The sequence below is a fragment of the Pistricoccus aurantiacus genome, assembly GCF_007954585.1.
In the GTDB taxonomy this organism is placed as follows: domain Bacteria; phylum Pseudomonadota; class Gammaproteobacteria; order Pseudomonadales; family Halomonadaceae; genus Pistricoccus; species Pistricoccus aurantiacus.
The window spans coordinates 1,421,367-1,442,504 of the sequence record NZ_CP042382.1 but is presented as its reverse complement, the minus strand read 5'-3'; the positions used below and the strand labels follow the sequence as shown (position 1 = coordinate 1,442,504).

Genomic DNA, 21,138 nt, shown 5'->3' with positions numbered 1-21,138 from the left:
AACTTGACATGATAAATGGAGGTATGGCGAGGAAGTTTCAAGTCATCTAAGCCAGATCACGCTGGCCATTCGTCCCGTGACTCCATCGTCCCGGCGATGGGAATAGAAGCGTGGTTCGCAGGCGGTACAGAAATGGCCGCCGCTGATATGCTGAATACCCAGCCGTTCCAGGCGCAGCCGGGCCAGGCGATAGAGATCCGCCATGTAGTGCCCCAGACGGTAAGGGCTGGGCTCGAAGGCGGTTTCCGCCTCCGGCTGGATCGCAGTGAAAGCGCCATACACTTCCGGGCCGACCTCGAACTGGGCGTTGGAGATCGCCGGCCCCAGCCAGACCAGCAATTCCTCCGGCGCGACATTCAGCGCTGCCACACTGGCTTCCAGTACGCCACCGGCCAGACTGCGCCAGCCGGCATGAGCCAACCCGACTCGGCTGCCGGCGCGGTCGCAGAAGAATACCGGCAGACAGTCCGCGGTCTGGATCACACAGGCATAGCGCTGATCGAAGGCCACCGCCGCATCCGCCCGGGGGGTATCATCGGAATAATTCTGCTGCACGCCGGCGCCGTGAACCTGATCGAGCCACAGCAGCGGTCGCCCGTCAGTGAGCTCCGCGCGCAGCAGCGCTCGGCAGCGTGCGACACTTTCCGGGTCGTCATCCACATGGGTGGCAGTATTGAAAGCGGCGAAGGCGCCCTCGCTGGGACCGGTCTCCCGAGTGGTGACGAAGGCACATACCGAGAGCGGTGCCGGCCAATCCGGCAATAGCAGGGTGGGCCGCTGCGCCTGGGAGATGGATTTATCGTTCATGGAAAGCATACCTTGGCGCATGAGAATTCATGATGCCGAACTCGTCATTGCATCATCCGGTGGTCGTCACGCAGATAGTCAAGCAGGGTCAGCAGGTCATCCGGAAGTTCCGCCCGCCATTCGACCGGCTCATGGCTTGCCGGGTGAACAAACGCCAGCCTGCGGGCATGCAGCGCCTGACGCGGAAAGCTGCGCAATAGTTCCTTGAGCTCCTCGCTGGCGCCGGCGGGGAGTTTCAGTCGGCCGCCGTATATCCGGTCCCCCAACAGGGGAAAGCGCCGATGGGCCAAGTGCACGCGAATCTGATGGGTGCGACCGGTCTCGAGGCGACAGCGCACGTGAGTATGACCGCGAAACCGCTCCGTGACACGATAATGGGTGATCGCCGGTTTGCCGGAAGCGGTGACCGCCTGGCGCTTGCGATCCTTGGGATGGCGCCCGATCGGCGCGTCCACGGTGCCCCCGGCAGTCATTACGCCGGTCACGATCGCATCATATTCCCGGGACACGCTGCGCGCCTGCAACTGCTCTACCAGGCTGGTCTGAGCCTTCAACGTCTTGGCCACCACCATCAGCCCGGTGGTGTCCTTGTCCAGACGATGCACGATGCCTGCCCGAGGAATCGCCGCAAGCGCCGGACAATGATGCAGCAGAGCATTCAGCAAGGTGCCGTCCGGATTTCCCGCCGCCGGGTGCACTACCAGCCCCGCAGGCTTGTTCAGCACCAGTACCTCATCATCCTCGAACAGGACATCCAGATCCATGGCTTGAGGCTGCCAGCGGGTATCCTCCTCGAGCACCGCGTGAAGCGCCAGACGCTCGCCGCCGCGCACCTTGTCCTTGGGACGCGCCTGGGTGCCATCCAGGGTCAGCATGCCCTGCTGAATCCAGGCCTTGAGCCGCTCCCGGGAGAAATCGCTGAAAAGCTCCGCCGCCGCCTGATCGAAGCGCTGGCCGGCGAGACTGTCGGGAATACGTTCATCGCGATGCAATGTATCGGACATGGAGCAAACGCCTTTGGATAAACCTGAAGCAATGGCCGTCAACGCAGGTTTTCCCGGTTGCGATGGGTGCTTTATAGTGAGCGCCCTGCGAGAGTGCTTTACACTGAGCCATTCGCGACCAATTCTAGCATGGCTCACCCGGGTTGTTTGCCGCTAGGATGGATCGAGCGACACGCGAAGAATTGAAACGACGGGTTAGTCGACACGAGGAAGATGATGCGCTTTTTCACTAACGGCACCGGGTTGGGTGCCTTGGCTTTGACCGCCATGCTGCTGGCAGGCTGTGCTTCGAACGGCGATACCGTTCCCGAGGCGAGCGAAAACGAACTTTACCAGCAAGCCCAGGAAGCCTTGGACTCCGGACGCAACAGCACCGCGGTCGACCGTCTGGAAGCGCTGGATAATCGCTACCCCTTCGGCGAACATGCGGAACAGACTCAGCTCGAGTTGATCTACGCCTATTACAAGGTCGGCGATTGGGAGGCCACCCGAGCCGCGGCAAGCCGTTTCATCCGCTTGCAGCCGGATCACCCGCAGGTGGATTACGCCTACTATCTACGTGGTCTGGCCGCCTATCAGGCGGGTCGCTTCAGTCTGGAGCGGCTCAAGCTGATCGATATTTCCAAACGTGACCTGGGTGCCAGCCGGGATGCCTTCCAGGACTTCAGCGAACTGGTACGTCGCTATCCCGACAGCGAATACGCGCCGGATGCGCAGAAGCGCATGGTGTATCTGCGCAATATCCTCGCGGAGCATGAACTGCACGTCGCAGACTTCTACCTGCGAAAGGGTGCCTATCTGGCGGCGGTCAACCGCGGGCTTTACGTGGTCGAGCATTATCCTCAGGCCCCGGCTACCCGCAATGCCCTGGCGGTCATGGTAGAAGGCTATCTGGGCATGGATATGCGCGATCAGGCCAGGGACGTGCTGACGGTGCTGATCGAAAATGATCCGGATAACTCGCATTTGAGTGGCGACACTTTCCGCCCGCAATACGTGAATGCCAAGCCGCTCTCCAGCAGTTGACACGGATAGCAAATCGCTTCGCTGGCCTTACAACGGAGTCGAAGAAGGATGAACCTGTTGATCATTCGTCTCATTATTTTTGGCGTACTGCTGTACGCCGGCCTGAAACTCTATCGCATGTATCGAGAGTGGGCGCGGGAGCGCGACGCGGACCAGTCGAGCCGCCGTCTTGACGACGGTCATATGGTGCGCTGCACCTATTGTCATGTGCATTTGCCGGAAGAAGACGCACTGCGGGAACGGGGGGAATGGTTCTGCTGCCTGGATCACAAACATAGGTATCTTGAAGAGCAGTAACCACGACTCAGTCAAATTGACTGGATCGGCATGCGCATGACACGCCGCGACTAGCTGTAAGCTTTACCAGCAGGCTAGTGTGCTATCCTTGTCACTCGAGCTGTCGGAGTTCTTGGCGCCGCGTTCACCCAAATGATTTAGTGTCAATTCGGTACAGTCAGTATCGCCAGATTGAGCACCTTGAGGCGTCGCTTTCAAGGTGTAGCTCGTGGCCCCGCTACTGACAAGGCTCAACTGATAAAATTTTTCCTGGCTCTGCATCTTCATTCCCAGGCCTTCATCGCTATCATCACATACCGCTTTGCCTCCGATCTGGGTCGCATAGTGACCACAGCGCGCCATAAAACGCTCTTGAGCCTGAGCTAGCTCCAGCAGTTTGGCAATTGCATCGCCACGACGCGACCGTTCGACATGGGCCTGATAGCTGGGATAGGCGATTCCCGCCAAGATTCCGACAATTGCCACCACAATCATCATTTCAATAAGCGTAAAGCCCTGAATTCTTTTCGTCATTGCATACCTTTCGGTAACAGAGATAAATCAATCAACGCAATTGGAACCAGCCGCTGCGTCCAGCCTGCATGTTTACGCCGAAGTTCATCAACTGCTCCCTAACGCCCCCCGGAGTGTTTTGCGAAGCACCTAAACCGACGTACTGGGTATCTCCATATAGTCTCGGCGCCGTTGGCTCTCCTGCCATTTTTATTCCGACCACGGTAAAGCCGCCGACCCTATCTTGCTCGTTAACCTTGCTGTCCCCGTTGTAATCAAAAATCTGGTTGTTATTATCGTTACCCACTCTTACAGGCGTTAATCCATCTAGCAGATTTACTGCATTGAGCCAGCCATCCGCTCCGGCAATACATGGGCCATTTTCACCAGGCACGATGGAATTGAAGACCACAAGATCGCCACGAATGGCCGGGGTGGTGATCAATCGCTCACCCTCATCGGGCAAAGACAGATACCAACCAAACTTAGCGCTACTTTTATCTAAATACTCCACTCGCTTACCATTAACGATACGGGCATTACCAACACCGCCAATCTCTTGGAAAGATTGCTTAACTAGATCGCTTTGGTAACGGCGCACTCCATCGCCACGATGCAACACGCTATAGAAAGTCTGCTTGTTTTTATCTTTTTTGTCGTCACTGCTTAATAATTGACCGGTACCCCAGAACACGTTGAGATAAGGATGCGCTTTATTGCCGGTAAAGTGCGTGTTACGCGCTAGAGCGGGCCTGGTGGTGATTGGCTGACGAACGTCGGCCGGGCATTCACCGGAAAGCAACGGGGTAGCACAGGACAGAAACAATCGATGCATCGATACAGAAGACGCCGTGCCATTGAACTCGGTCAAATCGAAGGTCCAGAGGTTACCGTGCAGATCCCCAGCATAAACCCAGTCGAACACCCCGTCGCCATCCAAATCAGCGATCTCCGGACTGGACAGGCCATTGCAGTCACTGCTCGAGTCGAGACAACTTGCCCCACTGATACTGCCGACCCCGGTATCGATCAGCGTATAGTCGTCGGGATCCTCAAGATTGACGATAAACAACTTGGCCTTGCCATCATTGTCAGCATTGTAGCCGTTGCCGAAGATCGCATACCAATTATCGTCGACAAGCTTGGCCACCTGAATCTCGCTGAAGCTGTATCCCAGATCGTCATGACTGAATTCCCATTTGACAATATCGCTCGGCGCCGCCGCGGCGAAGGTATCAGGATCGGTAATATCCAGCAGATAAACGGACTTGCCGCCCGCTCCTAGGCCTCCTAGCAATAGGGTATGCCACTCCTTCTCGTTTTCGCCTTGTAATTTGACATAGGCGTCTCTTGCCACAGGAGTCGCATTGACATAAAAACGATGCATATAGTCCTTTCTTGCCAGCTGACGAACACCCTCTTCGGAAGCGATACTAAATACGCCATGAGGTATAAAGGCGAACTCTTCCTCGCCGCTCTCCAGGTTAATAGCATGCAGCATGCCGTCATTTGCACCCACGTAAGTCATACTGGTGCGCTTGGCATATTTCCGGTAAAAGCTAGCATAGGTGACATCAGTATAATTAGCCTTCGGCGCATCAATAATTACTGGATAGGAGCCAACAATATCGCCGAGGTAGTAACCATGGCGGGCACGAAACTTGCTGCCCTCATATTGGGCATCGCCTTTGAGGTAGTCAATCAGCTCCGCTGGAGATGCCTGTACCAGCCCGTCAAGATCCTGTTGTTGAATATCGCTAAATTTATCGATGTTGGCCTTGGAAAAGGCAAATGCCGAATCGGTACTGGCTTGCGGATTAATGGTCAATATACGACGCCTCACATGCCGCTTATCTAATTCCCTCAACCATTGGGAAAGCGACCATTTGGTATCATTAAGCTCTTCCATCCCATCGAAATAACGGGTTATCACATCACCTTTCCAGCTGGAGGGATCGTACGTTGCCTGAACCAAAAGCCTATCGTTAGTCGATGTATTACTAGCGACTTCCAAGCTAGAAGTACTGGTCGACCGTGCATTGATATTACTTACGATATTATTTAACGCTTTATCCAACGCCTCGGGGTCAGCCGCGCTTAGAAACTCGCCTCGGGAATTCCAGGCTGCGTGGCGCATATCGTCAATTGTCGTCTGGGTATTTTCTTTAGGTTCTGGCCATATGAACTCACTATCAGGGTCAGGTGGATTATCAGATAGCTTGCCATTGACACCAAAACCAATGGTATAAGTCACCAAATGCTGAGCCGGGTTCTCATCGACTCCGCGCACAATCGGCATCATATTATCAAGATCACTTCTCAAGTCTTCCTTATAATACTTCATCGCCACATCAGCCAGTGTATCGGAGTGCTTGTCTTTATCACTTTTACGCACCAACCCACCAACCTCTTTATCTTGATGCTTGACATCTTTTGGCTTCTTGCCATTCCAATAGCCGTCACTCATCAATATGGCATAATTCTGCTGACACATGCCGCCTTCTTCAGCAGTCAAAATAGGCGCTTCATTACCCGTAAGCTTAAAGTATTCACCAACTCGCTGAAGTGTCGTACGAAGTGGAGTTCCACCGCTAGGGACGCTATCGATGACAGCGTTTATAAGATTCTGTCGATGATTGTCTTTATCGACGTCACTGACATCTTGCTCATTACGCTTATGAAGCGTATTAAACCCCACACGAGCGTTACCGAAAGAAATGACCTTAGATAAGGCAAACTGCGCCACCTTCATTCTATCGCGATAGAAGTAAAACCAGTTGGCATAATTTTTCTGGGCCTGCTTGTCGAGGTTTTTGACTTCCTGGAGATAGTCGTCATCGAAATCATAATCGTCGTCGTCAGGACGCCATTCTAAGCCACATTCGCCTATATCGTATTCGCCATCGGTGTCTCTATCGCCCCAGCGATAATAAAAGAGGTTGGAAACCTGACTAATTTGATGATCACTTACTTCGTCGCGACCTGGCGGAACAGCATAGATTTTGTTTTCATTATACGCCAACACGTTGAATCCTGGACATGTCGCCAGGTTCATATAGGCATTGGCTTGTTCCTTTTTTATTTTCTTTTTATCTATCTTTATATCTTGATCTATTTTATTTATTTGCCACATGTCTAAGTACTTGCGATAAATAAGCAATTCACTTACATAAGATGACGTCGGTTCGAGCTTTATATCTTTGTGCAGTTTGAGTTTTTCAACGCCCTTATTTAGCGTATCTTCCCAGTTCATGCTGCCGGAGTCATCGAGAATCAACATGATGTTGGGCTTTACCCCAGTGGCCTCGATAACCGGAGCTTGAAAAATCTTTCCTGGTGCAGCCAAGGATGCAGTACTGATCAGGCAAAATATAACGGCGATCAATCGATGCATAGCGTTGTTCTCTTCAAAAAGGCTTGAGTCGTAACTCGCTCTGTATTACTGCCCAGGCTTTGTTGCCCAGTCCCGCCTGCCCCAGCGCGGTAATACGAAAAGCATTCAGCCTCAAGTCGCCGGCATTCTTTTCATTGGTAGGATTTAGCGGTGCTCGCCCCACTCGGCCTAAATATTCAACCAAATAAAAACCGATAATGTTATTATCAATACCTTTGGCAATTCTGCCTTTTTCCTTCAGTACGGCATGAATATCGATTGTCGAACTGGAGGCATTGATCCTGGGAAGAACCGCTTTTCCTTTATCAGCAATAAATAACCCATTGCTATTGTCAAAATCGCTAATCAGCCAAGTTTCAGTCTGAAGCTTATTCTCTGCATGAGCGAGGCTTGTTTCCGCATGGTAATAAGCCTGCTCATAAGCGCGGCTGTTAATACTCATCTTGGTCTGCAACTGCGAATCCTTTGCACCGGTGACCGCCGCGAGCCCTACCACTATCAGCATGATCAATACAACTAGTAACGCGACGCCTTGCTGATTATGGTTACGAGTTACCATCAGCTTTTACCTCTTAACTGCAGGTTGCGCGGCGAAAAAGTCATGTTGAAGGTCCGTTCGAGACGGCCACTGTTCGCCCCACCCGGAACAACCCCCGGCTCGCTTTGCAATGTCAAAGCGATTTCAATTCGCCGGATTAGTGTTCCCCAGTTATTGGTGCTGATGGAGTCGGGCATTACACCTAACTGATCGACAATGCCATCGTTATCTGTATCGACGCCAAACGTGACTTCCAGACCACCTACCCCAGCGACAAGCTCTTCCCGCTGAAATGCTGGCCCTGGCTCTGTTCTATCGATAAATAATGCTATGTTCCCAGTTGCCCTGCCGCTGATTTCCTGATCAGCAAGGACCAACCGCCAAGCTTTGACCGGATAGACATAGCTAATAACGGAACCGGACTGGCCATAAGCTCGACTTGGTCCTTCTACGGTTTCAAAAGTATTCCCTGAAACCCAGTCGTCTTTCAGAGTAAAGAGATCTGCTGTCTTGCAATCATTGATCAACACCGTTTTTTCAAGCACCTTGTCTTTATTGTTATTAAGAAATAACTCCATATCATTCGTATCGAACTTCAGGTCACTGTCTTTCGACGCCATGCTGCCTGCTAGAGGAACTTCGCTTTCCTTATCTGCGTAGGCGAGAATCAACTCCCAATAAACAACCTCTTTATATTTTTTTTTCTTAGCGCTAAGAGGTTGCGTCAGGTCGTACTCAACACTCACGCCTTTCGCCACCTCAATATTTTCTACATTGCCGCACCCTGCGTATCCCACATTACGCATCAAAGGTTGCAGGCGATAGGAAACGTAGCGAGCGGATTCTTGTAGATAGGATAATGCCTCCTGACTCGACAGGCTGGAACGAGATCCAAGAAACATCTGTAGTGCTAAGGCGGATACCAACAAACCCAATACCAGCGATATCATTAGCTCAACGAGCCCTACGCCGGTTTGTCGATGCTTCATGGTTGGACCTCAAAAGCGAACTCCGCCTTGGAAGTATTCTTATCGTCCTTGTCCTTGATATCTTTTAACGTTTCCTTCCAATGAAGGCTGAGCGTGACCCGCTGCGGGCTGGTCGAGGTATCGACGGATATCTTACCCTTTCCTTCCGTCAGCCCTGCATTCGCGATCTGCTCGATGGAGACTTTCCAAGCGAGCAGATCGCGCTCAACCAATCGTTTCTCAGGACTGCAGTTGTCGGTGCAAAGGTTCGCCGCTATTGTGTCTGTTGCCTTGCCATCGTAAGCGGCCAGGGCTTCAAGATTGGATTGAATACGCTCCGCCATGTCCATCGCCAATAGCTGGGCCATGGTCTCGCTGTAGCTGGCGCGCTGGTACTGCAGGGTCTTGACCTGCAGCATACCCATACCCAACAGCGATGTACTGAGCAGTAGCAAGGCGACCAGCACCTCGATCAGACCAGCGCCCGTTTGACGAGTTGGCCCCACAATAAAGGAAGATATATTACAGAAGGGCCGGGGCAGGCCCTGAAGGCATTGTCGACGCATCATTGACAGCTTCCTTTCGGGATTTTGCCTATACGTCCTGACCTTGCCAAAAAGATGCTCATCCCATGGTCGCCACTACAAAAGCTCCAAGAGCTGAATGCACTTGCCATACCCCGCGGATTAAAAGTGACCCGTGTAGATTTACCTGCGATCTCTCGTGCTTGGCTGCCTTGATAAACACGTAGACGCTTATCCGTCTGAAAATTGTCGCTATTACCCAGGTACACAAGCCAGCCGTCTTGCCAATCATCGCCGCACCTTGTGGCGGCGGCCGTCATGGATAGAGGGCAGACGCTAACCTGAACGCCTCGGGTCACCGCCTCACTGCGTGCCAAAGTAAAGGCCTGAGAAAGAGTTCTAGCATCGCTAGCGACCTGGCTTCGCTGCACGCTGCTCTGCCAAGCGGGTATTGCCAAGGTTGAAACAATGGCGATAAGCACCACCGTGGCGATAAGCTCGATAAGCGTAAACCCTTGCGCTGATTGCATGATTTATTCCGCCCACCACAGCACCAAGAAATTAATTTTTGGCTAAGCCCTGCAATGTATCAAAAAGTAACTTTAGATTACAAATATTATTGATGCTGAAACCGCCTATAACAACGCAACGGGCCACGATCTAGTCGCGGCCCGTTGGATAATTAAGGTTAAAACGTAGGAATATCAGGAAAGGTCTGAGGTAATCACCTGCTCACGTAACTCCTTGGGCATGGAGAAGACGATATTTTCCTCTCGCCCGGCGAGCTCATTAGGGGCGTTGGCGCCCAGGGCCTGCAGCCGTTCGATCACCTGCTTGACCAGCACTTCCGGGGCGCTGGCGCCGGCGGTAATGCCGATGCTCTCGACGCCTTCCAGCCAGGCGGCGTCGATCTGGCCGGCCTCGTCGATCAGATAGGCGGGGGTGCCGATGCGTTCGGAAAGCTCTCGAAGGCGATTGGAGTTGGAGCTGTTGGGGCTGCCCACCACCAGCACCAGATCCGCACCGGCGGCGAGTTCGCGTACCGCGTCCTGACGGTTCTGGGTGGCGTAGCAGATATCGTCCTTGCGCGGTCCCTGAATGTCCGGAAACCGATCCCGCAGGGCATCGATCACCCGAGCGGTGTCGTCCATGGAAAGCGTGGTCTGGGTGACGAAGGTCAGGCGGCTGGGGTCCTTGACTTCGAGCGTCTCCACGTCCGCCTCGTTTTCGACCAGATAGATGGCGCCGCCGTGACTAGTGTCGTAGCGGCCCATGGTGCCTTCCACTTCCGGGTGACCGGCATGGCCGATCAGCACGCACTCCTGGCCACGCTTGGCGTAGCGCAGCACCTCCATATGCACCTTGGTGACCAGCGGGCAGGTAGCGTCGAATACCCGCAGACCGCGCTGCTCCGCTTCCTGTTGCACCGCCCGAGAAACGCCGTGGGCGGAGAAGATCACGATGGTGTCGTCCGGCACCTCATGCAGCTCCTCGACGAAGATCGCCCCGCGGTTACGCAGGCTGTCCACCACGAAGCGATTATGCACCACCTCATGGCGCACATAGATCGGTGGCCCGAAGACATCCAAGGCGCGATTGACGATCTCGATGGCGCGATCGACACCGGCACAGAAGCCTCGGGGATTGGCCAGTTGTATCTGCATGATTCGTGCCTCCGTGGGTGCTGATATAAGGGCTAGTGCGTGGTACCGGGTCTTACCTTCAAGATTTCCACTTCGAAGGTCAGGGTACGCCCGGCCAGAGGATGATTGAAGTCCACTTCAACCTGCTTTTCCCCAACGCTTGCGATGACCCCGGGCAGTTCGCCGCCGGCGGCGTCGCTGAAGGACATCACAGTGCCGACTTCCGGCACCCCGTCGTCGAAGTCGTCACGCTTGATCAGCTGCACGTTGCTGGGGTTGCGCTGACCGAAAGCATGTTCCGGGGGAATCTCGAAGCGCTCGACGGCGCCGTCCGTCAGCCCGGTAAGCGGCGCCTCGAAACCCGGCGGCAGGTTGCCGTCGCCGACCTGAAAGGTCGCCGGCGCCTTGTCCTTGGTAGTATCCACCACAGTGCCATCCTCGAGCTTCAAGGTGAAGTGCAGGGTGACTTCCATGCCTTCGTCGATGGTGTAATCGCTCATGATCTTTCTCCCTCTTGATGCGGCTTCGCCCGCCGGGTCATTTACCCCGCCGGGCGTCTCGCAGCGATTCGATGATCAGCCCGATGGCGCCCAGGGTAATCGCCGTGTCCGCCAGGTTGAAGGCGGGAAAATAGTAGCTCTGCCAGTGAAAGGACAGGAAATCGATCACATAGCCGTGCACCAGACGGTCGAACAGATTGCCCAGCGCGCCACCGATGATCGCTGCCAGGGAAACCGCAAGCATGGTTTCTCCCGCCTTCAACCGGCTTAACCAGACGGTCAAACCGATGCTGGCACCCACGGCGATAGCGGCGAACAGCCAGCGCTGCCAACCCCCATGATCCGCCAGGAAACTGAAGGCAGCGCCGGTATTGTGCAAAAGCGTGAGATCGAAAACCGGCAGCACCTCCACCGGCCGGGCGTAGTCGAGCCAACTCACCGCCAGCGCCTTGGTGCCGAGGTCCAGCAGAATCACCAGGGCCGACAGCCATAGCCAGCGCAGCGGATGGCGCATGGGTAAGGCAGCATCAGGATTGGTCATTGCTGTCTCCGACTTATGCCCAGTCGTGCTATCAGGCTCCGTTCTATTATCAAGCATAAAGGCGCGTCTCACCCGGGCCATTCGGCAGGTTGTCGATGCAGCGGCCGCACAGATCCGGATGATTTACATGGCTGCCCACGTCCGGACGATGATGCCAGCAGCGCTCGCACTTGGCATGAGGGCTAGGCGCCGCCGCCACCCTGAGCTCCTCGAGCTCCGTCGTCTGGGCATCATTGCCTTCGCTCAGAGGCGCCAGACGCACCTCGCTGGTCAACAGCACGAAGCGCAGTTCGTCTCCCAGTCGGCTCAAGGTGCGTTCCAGAGACTCACTGACATACAGGGCCACCTCCGCCGCCAGGCTGTTCTTGATCCGCTTGGCATTGCGGGCGTCTTCCAGGCATTTGTTGACCGCCTGCTTGACCTCCAGCACCGTCTCCCAGAAGTCGCGCCCGAACACCGCGGAATCCTCCAGGGTACCGAGCCCGTCGTAGTAGGTTTCCAGCAGCACGCTGTCCCGGCGCGGGCCGGGAATGTGGCCGTGAATTTCTTCCGCGGTAAAGGACAGGATCGGCGCCACCCAACGGGACAGGGCCTCGACGACCCGGTACAGGGCGGTCTGGGCGCTGCGCCGGGCCAGGGAATCCGCCTGGGTGGTGTACTGACGATCCTTGATGATATCCAGGTAGAAACCGCCCAGTTCCCGAGCACAGAAGGTATGCACCTGCTGATAGACGTCCAGGAAGCGATACTCGTCATAGGCGGTCTCGATGCGTGCCTGAAGCTGAGCGGCGCGATCCACTACCCAGCGATCCAGCGCCAGCATATCGTCGAAGGCGACCACATCTCGGGCGGGATCGAAGCCGTTGAGATTGGCCAGCAGGAAGCGTGCGGTATTGCGGATGCGCCGATAGACGTCCGCGGTGCGCTTCAGAATCTCGTCGGACACCGCCATCTCGCCGGAATAATCCGTGGAGGCGACCCACAGGCGCAGGATATCCGCGCCGAGCTTGTCCATGACTTCCTGGGGCGCCACCACGTTGCCCAGCGACTTGGACATCTTGCGGCCCTGGGCGTCCACGGTGAAGCCGTGGGTCAAAAGCTCGCGATACGGCGGGTGACCGTCGATGGCGCAGCCGGTCAAGAGCGAGGAATGGAACCAGCCGCGATGCTGGTCCGAGCCTTCCAGGTAGAGATCCGCCCGTGGGCCCTCTTCGTGGCCCAGCGGATGAGAGCCGCGCAGCACGTGCCAGTGGGTGGTGCCGGAGTCAAACCACACGTCCAGGGTATCCGTGCTCTTGACGTAGTCCGCCGCCTCGCTGCCCAGCAATTCCTCGGGATCGAGGCGGAACCAGGCGTCGATGCCCGCCTTCCCCACCAGGCCTGCCACCGCTTCCATCAGTTCCAGGGTATTCGGATGCAGCTCACCGGTCGCCTTGTGCAAAAAGAACGGAATCGGCACCCCCCAGTTGCGCTGGCGGGAAATGCACCAGTCCGGACGATTGGCGATCATCGAATGCAGCCGCGCCTTGCCCCAGGCCGGCGTGAAGCGTGTCTGCTCGATACCGTCCAGAGCCTTCTGGCGCAGAGTGAGATCATCCTCGACCTGGCGATCCATGCCCACGAACCATTGAGCGGTGGCGCGGTAGATCACCGGGGTCTTGTGACGCCAGCAGTGCATGTAGCTGTGGGTGATGACCTGATGGGCCATCAACGCGTCTACCTCGTCGAGCTTGGCGACGATCTGGGAGTTGGCCTTCCAGACCAGCTGGCCGCCGAAAAATTCGAGATCATCGGCGTAGACGCCGTCCCCTTTGACCGGATTGCGAATCTCCTCGAAATCCATGCCATAGGCGCGACAAGTAAAGAAGTCGTCCACCCCATAGGCCGGAGAAGAATGCACGATGCCGGTGCTGCCCACCTCGCTTTCCACGTAATCCGCCAGATAGATCGGCGAGCGGCGATCGTAAAGCGGATGCTGGAACTCGATCAGGTCGAGCCGTTCGCCGCTGGTGGTGGCGATGATCTCCCCTTCCAGCTCGAAGCGCTCGAGGCAGGAGGCCACCAGCTCCTCCGCCAGCAGCAGTAGGCGATCGCCCACGTCCACCAGGGCGTAGGTGAACTCCGGGTGCACGTTGAGCGCCTGGTTGGCGGGAATCGTCCAGGGGGTGGTGGTCCAGATCACCACCGCCGCGGGCTTTTCCAGCTCGCTTCGACCGAAGGCATGGGCGAGCTTTTCCGGCTCCGCGCAGGGGAAGGCCACGTCGATGGCGTCCGAGCGCTTGTCCGCGTATTCCACCTCCGCCTCCGCCAGGGCGGAGCCACAGTCGAAGCACCAGTTGACCGGCTTGAGCCCCTTGAAGACGTAATCGCCCTCGACCATTTTCGCCAGGGCCCGGATCTCTCCGGCCTCGTTGACGAAATCCATGCTGCGGTAGGGATTGTCCCAGTCGCCGATCACCCCGAGGCGAATGAACTCCTCACGCTGGATATCGATCTGCTCCGCGGCGTACTCCCGGCACTTGGAACGGGCCTCTTCCGGCGGCAGGTGCTTACCATAGGTAGTTTCCACCTTGTGCTCGATGGGCAGGCCATGACAATCCCAGCCCGGCACATAGGGAGCATCAAAACCCGCCAGGCTCTTGGCCTTGACGATGATGTCCTTGAGAATCTTGTTGACCGCATGGCCGATATGGATATTGCCGTTGGCATAGGGAGGGCCGTCGTGCAGGATGAATTTCTCTTGCCCGGCGCGCGCCTCGCGCAGGCGCTGGTAAAGATTCATTTCCCGCCACTCGACTACCCGAGCGGGCTCTCGCTTGGGCAGGTTGCCGCGCATGGGGAAGTCGGTTTCCGGCAGGTTCAACGTGTGCTTGTAATCGCTCATAGCCTTGGGGTCAGCCATCGTTCGGGTCATGGGTCGTGGTCTCCTGCGCCAGGGGCGCGGAAGCCAGGGGAAATACTGTGTCGGTCTGCGCCCGGGAAGAAAAATACCGGCGCGCCTGGGCCAGATCCGCCTGTATCTGACGCTTCAAAGGTTCCAGTCCATCGAAGGCGATCTCGCCCCGCAATCTGGCGCAGGGCACCACGGTCAGCGGTTGGCCGTACAAGTCTTCGTCGATATCGAACAGGTGAACCTCGAGCACCGGACGTCGGCTGCCCACCGTGGGCCGCCAGCCGATATTGGCCACGCCGGGCAGACGGCGGCCATCCAGAAATTCGGTGATCACCGCGTAGACACCCTGTAGCGTCAAGGGACGCGACAGCAGCGGCAGGTTGGCGGTGGGCACGCCGATGGTACGGCCCAGTTGGCGGTCCGCGACCACCCGGCCAGAGAAAGAATAGGGCCGGCCCAGCATGCGAGCCGCCTGGGCGAAGTTGCCGCTGGCCAGCAGCGTGCGCACCCGAGTGCTGGAGACCCGCTCGCCGTCCAGGGCGAAGGTGCGGGTGTTTTCGACGACGAAACCGCGACGCTCCCCGGCCTTGGCCAGCAGTTCGAAATCGCCGCGTCGATCGCAGCCGAAACGAAAATCGTCGCCCACCACCAGATGGCGTACGCCCAGCCCTTCCACCAGCACTCGGGAGATGAATTCCTCGGCGGTCAACTGGCGCAGGCTCTCGTTGAAGGGCAGGCACAGCACCCGATCGACGCCGCACTTGGCCAGCAGCGCCATCTTGTCCCGCAGGCGGGTCAGCCGTGGGGGCGCCTGATCGCCGGCGAAATATTCCCGAGGCTGGGGCTCGAACACCACCACGGTCATGGGCAGCGATAGCGCTCTCGCGCTATCGCGCAGCTGCTCGAGAATCGCCTGATGACCGCGATGCACTCCATCGAAATTGCCGATGGTGGCAACGCAGCCGCGATGCTCCTCGCGCAGATTGTGCAAACCTCGAATCAGTTGCATGACGCCTTCGCGATCAACGGAAACCCTCGATTATAACGGCGCGGGAGCCGGCTAGCCATGTAGACCTCTAGCCGTTCAGACGAAAATGTCGTACCCGCACGCCCCAGGCCACCAGCCAGGCAAAATATACGAGTACGCCACCGGCCACCAGAACGCTCAACCAGGCGACCCTCGTGAACAGATCCCAGCCGAGCCAGTTCTGCCAGTTCGGAGTCAACCACCACAGACCAAGGCCCAGCACGCCGCAGCCGCCAATCAACTGAATGGCGTAACGGCCCCAGCCCGGCTGAAAGTGCAGCACGCCTTCCCGCTTGAGCAGCCAGCCCAGCAGGCCAGCGTTAAGAGAGGCGGACAGGGTCGTCGCCAAGGCCAGGCCCGCATGAGCCAAGGGCCAGATCAGCATCAGGTTGAACACCATGTTGGCGATCATGGCGGCGATACCGACCTTGACCGGGGTGGCGGTATCCTGACGGGCGAAAAAGCCCGGCGCCAGCACCTTGATCAGCATGAAGGCGACCAAACCCAAGGCGTAGGCTCGCAGGCTCATGGCGGCCATGGCGATATCCCGGTCGGTCATGGCCCCGTAATGAAAAAGCGTGATCAACAGCGGCTCCGCCAGCAGCGCCAGTGCCAGCGCCGCCGGCAATCCCAGCAGCAGCACCGCGCGAATCGCCCAGTCGAGCATCCTGGCGAAATGCTCCCCGGACTGCTCTGCATGGCGCTTGGAGAGCGCCGGCAGGATCACCGTGCCGATGGCGACGCCGAAGATGCCCAAGGGCAATTCCACCAGCCGATCGGAATAGTAGAGCCAGGACACGCTGCCCGCCGCCAGCAGCGAGGCCAGCACCGTATCCAGCAGCAGGTTGATCTGGGAAACGGATACGCCAAACAATGCCGGCACCATCAGCTTCAGGATGCGCCGCACCCCTTCGTGAGCGAAGCTCGGCCAGGGCCTGGGCAACAGACCGAGATTGGCCAGAAACGGCACCTGAAACAGCAGTTGCGCCACCCCGGCGATCAACACTCCCCAGGCCAGCGCCAGGGAGGGCTCCTCGAACAGCGGCGTCAGCAGCAGCGCCGCACCGATCAGGGAAAGGTTCAGCAGCACCGGGGTAATCGCCGGCACGGCGAAGCGATTCCAGGTATTGAGCACGCTGCCGGAGAAGGCGGTCAAGGAAATCAGCAGCAGATAGGGAAAGGTCAGCCGCAGCATGTCCGCGGTCAGCGCAAGCTTTTGCGGGTCGCGACCGAACCCCGGGGCGAACAGCCACACCAGCCAGGGCGCCGTCAGCACCGCCACGGCGGTGACCAGCGCCAGCACCACGGTCAGACTGCCGGATACCGCGTTCAGCAGTTCCCGCACTTCGTCTCGGGAACGGCGGGTGGCGTATTCCGACAGCACCGGGATGAACGCCTGATTGAAAGCACCTTCCGCGAACAGCCGCCGCATGAAGTTGGGAATCTTGAAGGCGATGAAGAAGGCATCTGCCCCGTTGCCCGCTCCCAGCAGGGTGGCGATCACCACGTCTCGCACCAGTCCCAGCACCCGAGACAGCATGGTCATCACGCCGACGATCATGCCGGAGCGCAACAAGCCTACCCGAGCCGGCGGCTGGGCCGCGACGCTCTCTCCTTCGAGGCTATCGTTGGCGGGGGTCGTCAAATCCTCGTTGGCCACAGTACTCTTCCGCTACCCCTATTTCCGCGACAAATACTTCCGATACCATCCAAGACATATCGGGGAACATGAAAAAACCGGCCGAAGCCGGTTTTTCTTGCACTAGCGCGACTCGAACAAGGAGCGGCCTAGTTAGTTATAGCTGCTCAAGCCGCCAGTGCCTTGACGCGCTTGTTCAGACGGCTCTTGAGACGTGCCGCCCTCTTCTTGGATAGCACATCCTTGTCAGCGATGCGATCGATGACCGGCTGAGCGGCCTTGAACTCTTCCATCGCTTTCGCATGATCGCCGGTGTTGATCGCCTTGATCACGCGCTTGACGTAGGTGCGCACCATGGAACGCTGACTGGACTTGAGCGCGCGGCGCTCTTCCGCCTGACGGGCACGCTTGCGGGCTTGTTTACTGTTCGCCACCACTATCTCCTTGGAGAATTGCTGCCTTATCCCTTTTCGAGAACAGGCAATATAATGATATGTATTTGATCCCGCTGGTGTTTCCCAACAGGGCCGGCCTCTGTCACCGAAGCGGTGATACGGACCATGTCTGAGAGGATGGCAAATTCTAGCACAGGCACCGTTCACTGACTAGTCGGCTCATTTGCTTACAGCACGATCAGGTTATCCCGATGAATCAGCTCCGGCGCCTCCATATAGCCGAGCACGGACGCGATCTGATGGCTGGGCTTGCCGAGAATATGCCTGGCTTCGTTGCTGCCGTAGTTGACCAGTCCCTTGGCGACGCGCTCGCCCTGCTCGTCCATGCAGACCACCATATCACCGCGCACGAAGCTGCCGGACAGGGACTTGACCCCGACCGGCAGCAGGCTAGAGCCGCGCTTGCGCAGCACCTTGACCGCGCCGGCGTCCAGCACCAGACTGCCGCGCACCTGAAGCTGACCCGCCAGCCAGCGCTTGCGCGCGGCGATGGGCGCGCGCTCCGGCCGCAGCAAGGTGCCCAGCCGCTCGCCCTGGATCAATCGTGCGAGCACGTTTGGCTGACGCCCGCTGGCGATGGCGGTGACCGCGCCGGAACGCGCCGCCAGAGCCGCCGCCCGCACCTTGGTGGCCATACCGCCGCGTCCCAGGGCGCCGCCGCCGCCGGCCACTGCCGCCAGACGAGGGTCCTCCGCTCGCCCCTCGCTGAGCAGCCGCGCCTGGGGATTGCTGCGCGGGTCCGCGTCGAAAAGACCTTCCTGGTCCGTGAGAATCACCAGAGCATCCGCCTCGAGCAGATTGGCTACCAGGGCGCCCAGGGTGTCGTTGTCACCGAAACGAATCTCGTTGGTCACCACGGTGTCGTTCTCGTTGATCACCGGCACCACTCTCAACCCCACCAGGGTACGCAGGGCCGAGCGCGCATTGAGGTAGCGCTTGCGGTTGGAAAGATCGTCGTGAGTCAGCAGGATCTGCGCCGTCAGCAGTCCGTGGCGAGCGAAGTGGCCTTCATAGCATTCGGTCAGGCTGTTCTGGCCCACCGCCGCCGCCGCCTGCAGCTCGTGCACCGCGGAAGGCCGCACCCGCCAGCCCAGCCGTACCATCCCCGCCGCCACCGCGCCGGAAGACACCAGCACCACCTGAATGCCGCGGGCGTGCAGGGCGGCAATCTGATCGACCCACTCGCCGATGGCCGCATCGTCCAGTCCACGACCGTCGTTGGTCAACAGGGCACTGCCAATCTTCACCACCAGCCGCTGAGCGTTGATCAGCGCTTCGCGGCCGGGTGACTGGGTATCGTTCATGGCGCGTACTCGACCTCGACATCGTAGTCATCGTCGTCAAAGTCATCGTCGCCATCATCCTCCGACTTGCGCTTGCGTCCCAGCCGCGACTCCGCCCGGGCCACGGACTCCTCCTCCATGCGCCGCCGCATTTCCCGCTCTGCCTCCGCGGCGGTCTCGTCCTCGTTTTCCAGCCGGCGCTGCTCCGTCAACCAGCGGTGCACTGCCTGAACCAGAGCCTCGGTGCCCTCACCGCTGATGGCGGAGATCTCGAAGACCGGCCCGGTCCAGCCAAGCCCCTCGACGATTGCCTCGACTCGTGCCCGGCGCTCATCCTGGACGAGCAGATCGAGCTTGTTGAGCACCAGCCAGCGCGGGCGCTCGGACAGCGCTGGGGAGAACCGTTCGAGCTCATGGGCGATGGCTTCCACGCTCGCCACCGGATCGGACTCGTCGAAAGGGGCCACATCCACCACATGCAGCAGCAGCCGGGTGCGGGTCAGGTGCTTGAGAAAACGCAGCCCAAGCCCGGCGCCCTCGGAGGCGCCTTCGATCAAGCCGGGCACGTCCGCCATCACGAAATGCTCGTGGGCGCCGAGCTTGACCACCCCCAGATTGGGCACCAGGGTCGTAAAAGGATAATCCGCCACCTTGGGCTTGGCGGCGGAGACGGCGCGAATCAACGTCGACTTGCCCGCATTAGGCAAGCCCAGCAGACCCACGTCCGCCATGACCTTCATTTCCAGGCGCAGGTTGCGCCGCTCGCCCTCGGTGCCCGGGGTGGTGCGGCGCGGCGCGCGATTGGTCGAGGACTTGAAGTGAATGTTGCCCAGGCCGCGTCGGCCCGCCTGAGCCACCAGCACCACCTGCCCTGGCTCGGTAACGTCGGCGATCACCTCCAGAGTATCCTGGTCGATCACCGTGGTGCCCACCGGCACCTTGACGTGCAGGTCGTCGCCGCCCTTGCCGCTCATCTGACGGCCCTGACCGGGCTGACCGTTCTGGGCCTTGTAGAAGCGCTGATACTTGAAGTCGATCAGGGTATTCAGGGCGTCGTCACCGATCAGATAGACGCTGCCGCCATGTCCGCCATCGCCGCCGTCCGGGCCGCCCTTGGGCACGTATTTCTCACGGCGGAAGCTCATGCAGCCGCTCCCTCCCCGGCCGGCTTCCACGATGATCGAGGCTTCGTCGACGAATTGCATCTGTCATTCTCCCGACGGTAAACGCCGCCATGTCATCAATACGAAGGATGAATACGAAAAGAGCCCCGCCATGGCGGAGCTCCTTCCAGTCATCTACTCGAAATCGAGTAGATCATTGCTGCAAGTGTCAGTGCGCTCAGGCAGAAACGATGCTGACGAACTTGCGATTCTTCGGGCCTTTGGTCTCGAACTTGACAACACCTTCGTTCAGAGCGAACAAGGTGTAGTCCTTGCCCACGCCCACGCCGGTACCGGCATGGAACTTGGTGCCGCGCTGACGCACGATGATATTGCCCGGAATCGCTGCCTGGCCGCCGAACAGCTTGACGCCTAGACGCTTGGATTCGGAGTCGCGACCGTTACGGGTAGAACCGGCTGCCTTCTTGTGAGCCATTGCAAATTCCTCGCTCGTTGAGGGGTATCCGCTTACGCGGAAATCCCGGTAATCTTGACTTCAGTGTACCATTGGCGGTGGCCCTGACGCTTCATGTGGTGCTTGCGACGGCGGAACTTGAGGATCGTCACCTTGTCGCCGCGACCGTGGGAAACGATCTCCGCGGATACCTTGGCACCATCGACCAGGGGGGCGCCCACCTTGATGTCGTCGTTATCGGCGACGAGCAATACCTGATCGAACTCCAGCGTCTCGCCGGTAGCGATTTCCAGCTTCTCGAGTTTCAGGGTCTGGCCTTCCTGAACGCGGTATTGCTTGCCGCCGCTCTTGATTACTGCATACATGGGAAAAGTCTCCATAGACTCATCGAGGTTTGTGCTCTTCATTTATTAAGCCCGCTGAGGGCTTTTCTATCTAAGCCCGCTGAGGGCTCTTCATCGGCCTGCGGCGAGTGGCGCCCCTTTCGGCAACCATCTGACAGGGAGCGTGATGAGTCGGGCGCAGGATT

21 protein-coding genes are annotated in these 21,138 nt (G+C 58.1%); 2 read left to right on the top strand and 19 right to left on the bottom strand.

Annotated features, from left to right (window positions below):
• Nucleotides 1–42: 42 nt before the first annotated feature.
• Both pgeF and rluD read right to left on the bottom strand, forming a co-directional pair.
• Nucleotides 43–807 carry a peptidoglycan editing factor PgeF gene (pgeF, locus tag FGL86_RS06985; protein ID WP_147183901.1) on the bottom strand — a complete coding sequence of 255 codons (765 nt, stop codon included), beginning with the start codon at nucleotides 805–807 and terminating at the stop codon, nucleotides 43–45.
• A 44-nt stretch (nucleotides 808–851) separates the two neighbouring features.
• Nucleotides 852–1,811: a 23S rRNA pseudouridine(1911/1915/1917) synthase RluD gene (gene rluD / locus FGL86_RS06980; protein ID WP_147183900.1), complete on the bottom strand. Its 960-nt coding sequence runs from the start codon at nucleotides 1,809–1,811 to the stop codon at nucleotides 852–854.
• A gap of 216 nt (nucleotides 1,812–2,027) precedes the next feature.
• On the opposite strand from rluD, the gene FGL86_RS06975 reads away from it, so the two are divergent.
• Nucleotides 2,028–2,837, top strand: coding sequence for an outer membrane protein assembly factor BamD (locus FGL86_RS06975; protein ID WP_147183899.1), 810 nt, complete (start codon nucleotides 2,028–2,030; stop codon nucleotides 2,835–2,837).
• Nucleotides 2,838–2,885: 48 nt separating this feature from the next.
• On the top strand, nucleotides 2,886–3,134 hold the full coding sequence (locus FGL86_RS06970) for a PP0621 family protein (protein ID WP_147183898.1): 249 nt from the start codon (nucleotides 2,886–2,888) through the stop codon (nucleotides 3,132–3,134).
• Between the two features lie 63 nt (nucleotides 3,135–3,197).
• Here the strand turns inward: FGL86_RS06970 and FGL86_RS06965 are convergent, their stop codons facing one another.
• The 17 genes from FGL86_RS06965 to rplU form a co-directional block, all read right to left on the bottom strand.
• Nucleotides 3,198–3,647, bottom strand: a complete 450-nt coding sequence (locus FGL86_RS06965; protein WP_147183897.1) for a type IV pilin protein — start codon at nucleotides 3,645–3,647, stop codon at nucleotides 3,198–3,200.
• A 31-nt stretch (nucleotides 3,648–3,678) separates the two neighbouring features.
• A complete protein-coding gene (locus FGL86_RS06960) occupies nucleotides 3,679–7,020 on the bottom strand; it encodes a pilus assembly protein (RefSeq protein ID WP_147183896.1) in 3,342 nt (1,113 codons plus the stop codon).
• Nucleotides 7,021–7,033: 13 nt separating this feature from the next.
• Complete coding sequence (locus FGL86_RS06955; protein ID WP_147183895.1) at nucleotides 7,034–7,579, bottom strand: pilus assembly PilX family protein; 546 nt, start codon at nucleotides 7,577–7,579, stop codon at nucleotides 7,034–7,036.
• Nucleotides 7,579–8,547, bottom strand: coding sequence for a prepilin-type N-terminal cleavage/methylation domain-containing protein (locus FGL86_RS06950; protein ID WP_147183894.1), 969 nt, complete (start codon nucleotides 8,545–8,547; stop codon nucleotides 7,579–7,581). The genes FGL86_RS06955 and FGL86_RS06950 overlap by 1 nt, the downstream gene beginning before the upstream one ends.
• Nucleotides 8,544–9,095 (bottom strand): type IV pilus modification protein PilV, encoded by a 552-nt coding sequence (gene pilV / locus FGL86_RS06945; RefSeq protein WP_147183893.1) that lies wholly within the window; start codon nucleotides 9,093–9,095, stop codon nucleotides 8,544–8,546. The genes FGL86_RS06950 and pilV overlap by 4 nt, the downstream gene beginning before the upstream one ends.
• On the bottom strand, nucleotides 9,092–9,580 hold the full coding sequence (locus FGL86_RS06940; RefSeq protein WP_147186112.1) for a GspH/FimT family pseudopilin: 489 nt from the start codon (nucleotides 9,578–9,580) through the stop codon (nucleotides 9,092–9,094). Before FGL86_RS06940 ends, pilV begins: the two co-directional genes overlap by 4 nt.
• 174 nt (nucleotides 9,581–9,754) lie before the next feature.
• Nucleotides 9,755–10,714, bottom strand: a complete 960-nt coding sequence (gene ispH, locus FGL86_RS06935; RefSeq protein ID WP_147183892.1) for a 4-hydroxy-3-methylbut-2-enyl diphosphate reductase — start codon at nucleotides 10,712–10,714, stop codon at nucleotides 9,755–9,757.
• 32 nt (nucleotides 10,715–10,746) lie between these two features.
• Nucleotides 10,747–11,193, bottom strand: a complete 447-nt coding sequence (gene fkpB / locus FGL86_RS06930) for an FKBP-type peptidyl-prolyl cis-trans isomerase (RefSeq protein ID WP_147183891.1) — start codon at nucleotides 11,191–11,193, stop codon at nucleotides 10,747–10,749.
• Between the two features lie 37 nt (nucleotides 11,194–11,230).
• Nucleotides 11,231–11,734 carry a signal peptidase II gene (gene lspA, locus FGL86_RS06925; protein ID WP_147183890.1) on the bottom strand — a complete coding sequence of 168 codons (504 nt, stop codon included), beginning with the start codon at nucleotides 11,732–11,734 and terminating at the stop codon, nucleotides 11,231–11,233.
• A 49-nt stretch (nucleotides 11,735–11,783) separates the two neighbouring features.
• Nucleotides 11,784–14,618, bottom strand: coding sequence for an isoleucine--tRNA ligase (ileS, locus tag FGL86_RS06920; protein ID WP_147186111.1), 2,835 nt, complete (start codon nucleotides 14,616–14,618; stop codon nucleotides 11,784–11,786).
• 10 nt (nucleotides 14,619–14,628) lie between these two features.
• Entirely contained in the window at nucleotides 14,629–15,636 is a 1,008-nt protein-coding gene (gene ribF, locus FGL86_RS06915; RefSeq protein ID WP_147183889.1) for a bifunctional riboflavin kinase/FAD synthetase, read from the bottom strand.
• A 67-nt stretch (nucleotides 15,637–15,703) separates the two neighbouring features.
• Nucleotides 15,704–17,215 (bottom strand): murein biosynthesis integral membrane protein MurJ, encoded by a 1,512-nt coding sequence (murJ, locus tag FGL86_RS06910; protein WP_147186110.1) that lies wholly within the window; start codon nucleotides 17,213–17,215, stop codon nucleotides 15,704–15,706.
• 245 nt (nucleotides 17,216–17,460) lie between these two features.
• A complete protein-coding gene (rpsT, locus tag FGL86_RS06905) occupies nucleotides 17,461–17,727 on the bottom strand; it encodes a 30S ribosomal protein S20 (RefSeq protein ID WP_147183888.1) in 267 nt (88 codons plus the stop codon).
• Between the two features lie 188 nt (nucleotides 17,728–17,915).
• Nucleotides 17,916–19,052 (bottom strand): glutamate 5-kinase, encoded by a 1,137-nt coding sequence (proB, locus tag FGL86_RS06900; RefSeq protein ID WP_147183887.1) that lies wholly within the window; start codon nucleotides 19,050–19,052, stop codon nucleotides 17,916–17,918.
• Nucleotides 19,049–20,236 carry an Obg family GTPase CgtA gene (gene cgtA, locus FGL86_RS06895; RefSeq protein WP_147183886.1) on the bottom strand — a complete coding sequence of 396 codons (1,188 nt, stop codon included), beginning with the start codon at nucleotides 20,234–20,236 and terminating at the stop codon, nucleotides 19,049–19,051. The genes proB and cgtA overlap by 4 nt, the downstream gene beginning before the upstream one ends.
• A gap of 136 nt (nucleotides 20,237–20,372) precedes the next feature.
• Nucleotides 20,373–20,630 (bottom strand): 50S ribosomal protein L27, encoded by a 258-nt coding sequence (gene rpmA, locus FGL86_RS06890; RefSeq protein WP_147183885.1) that lies wholly within the window; start codon nucleotides 20,628–20,630, stop codon nucleotides 20,373–20,375.
• A gap of 32 nt (nucleotides 20,631–20,662) precedes the next feature.
• Nucleotides 20,663–20,974, bottom strand: a complete 312-nt coding sequence (rplU, locus tag FGL86_RS06885) for a 50S ribosomal protein L21 (RefSeq protein ID WP_147183884.1) — start codon at nucleotides 20,972–20,974, stop codon at nucleotides 20,663–20,665.
• Nucleotides 20,975–21,138 lie beyond the last annotated feature (164 nt).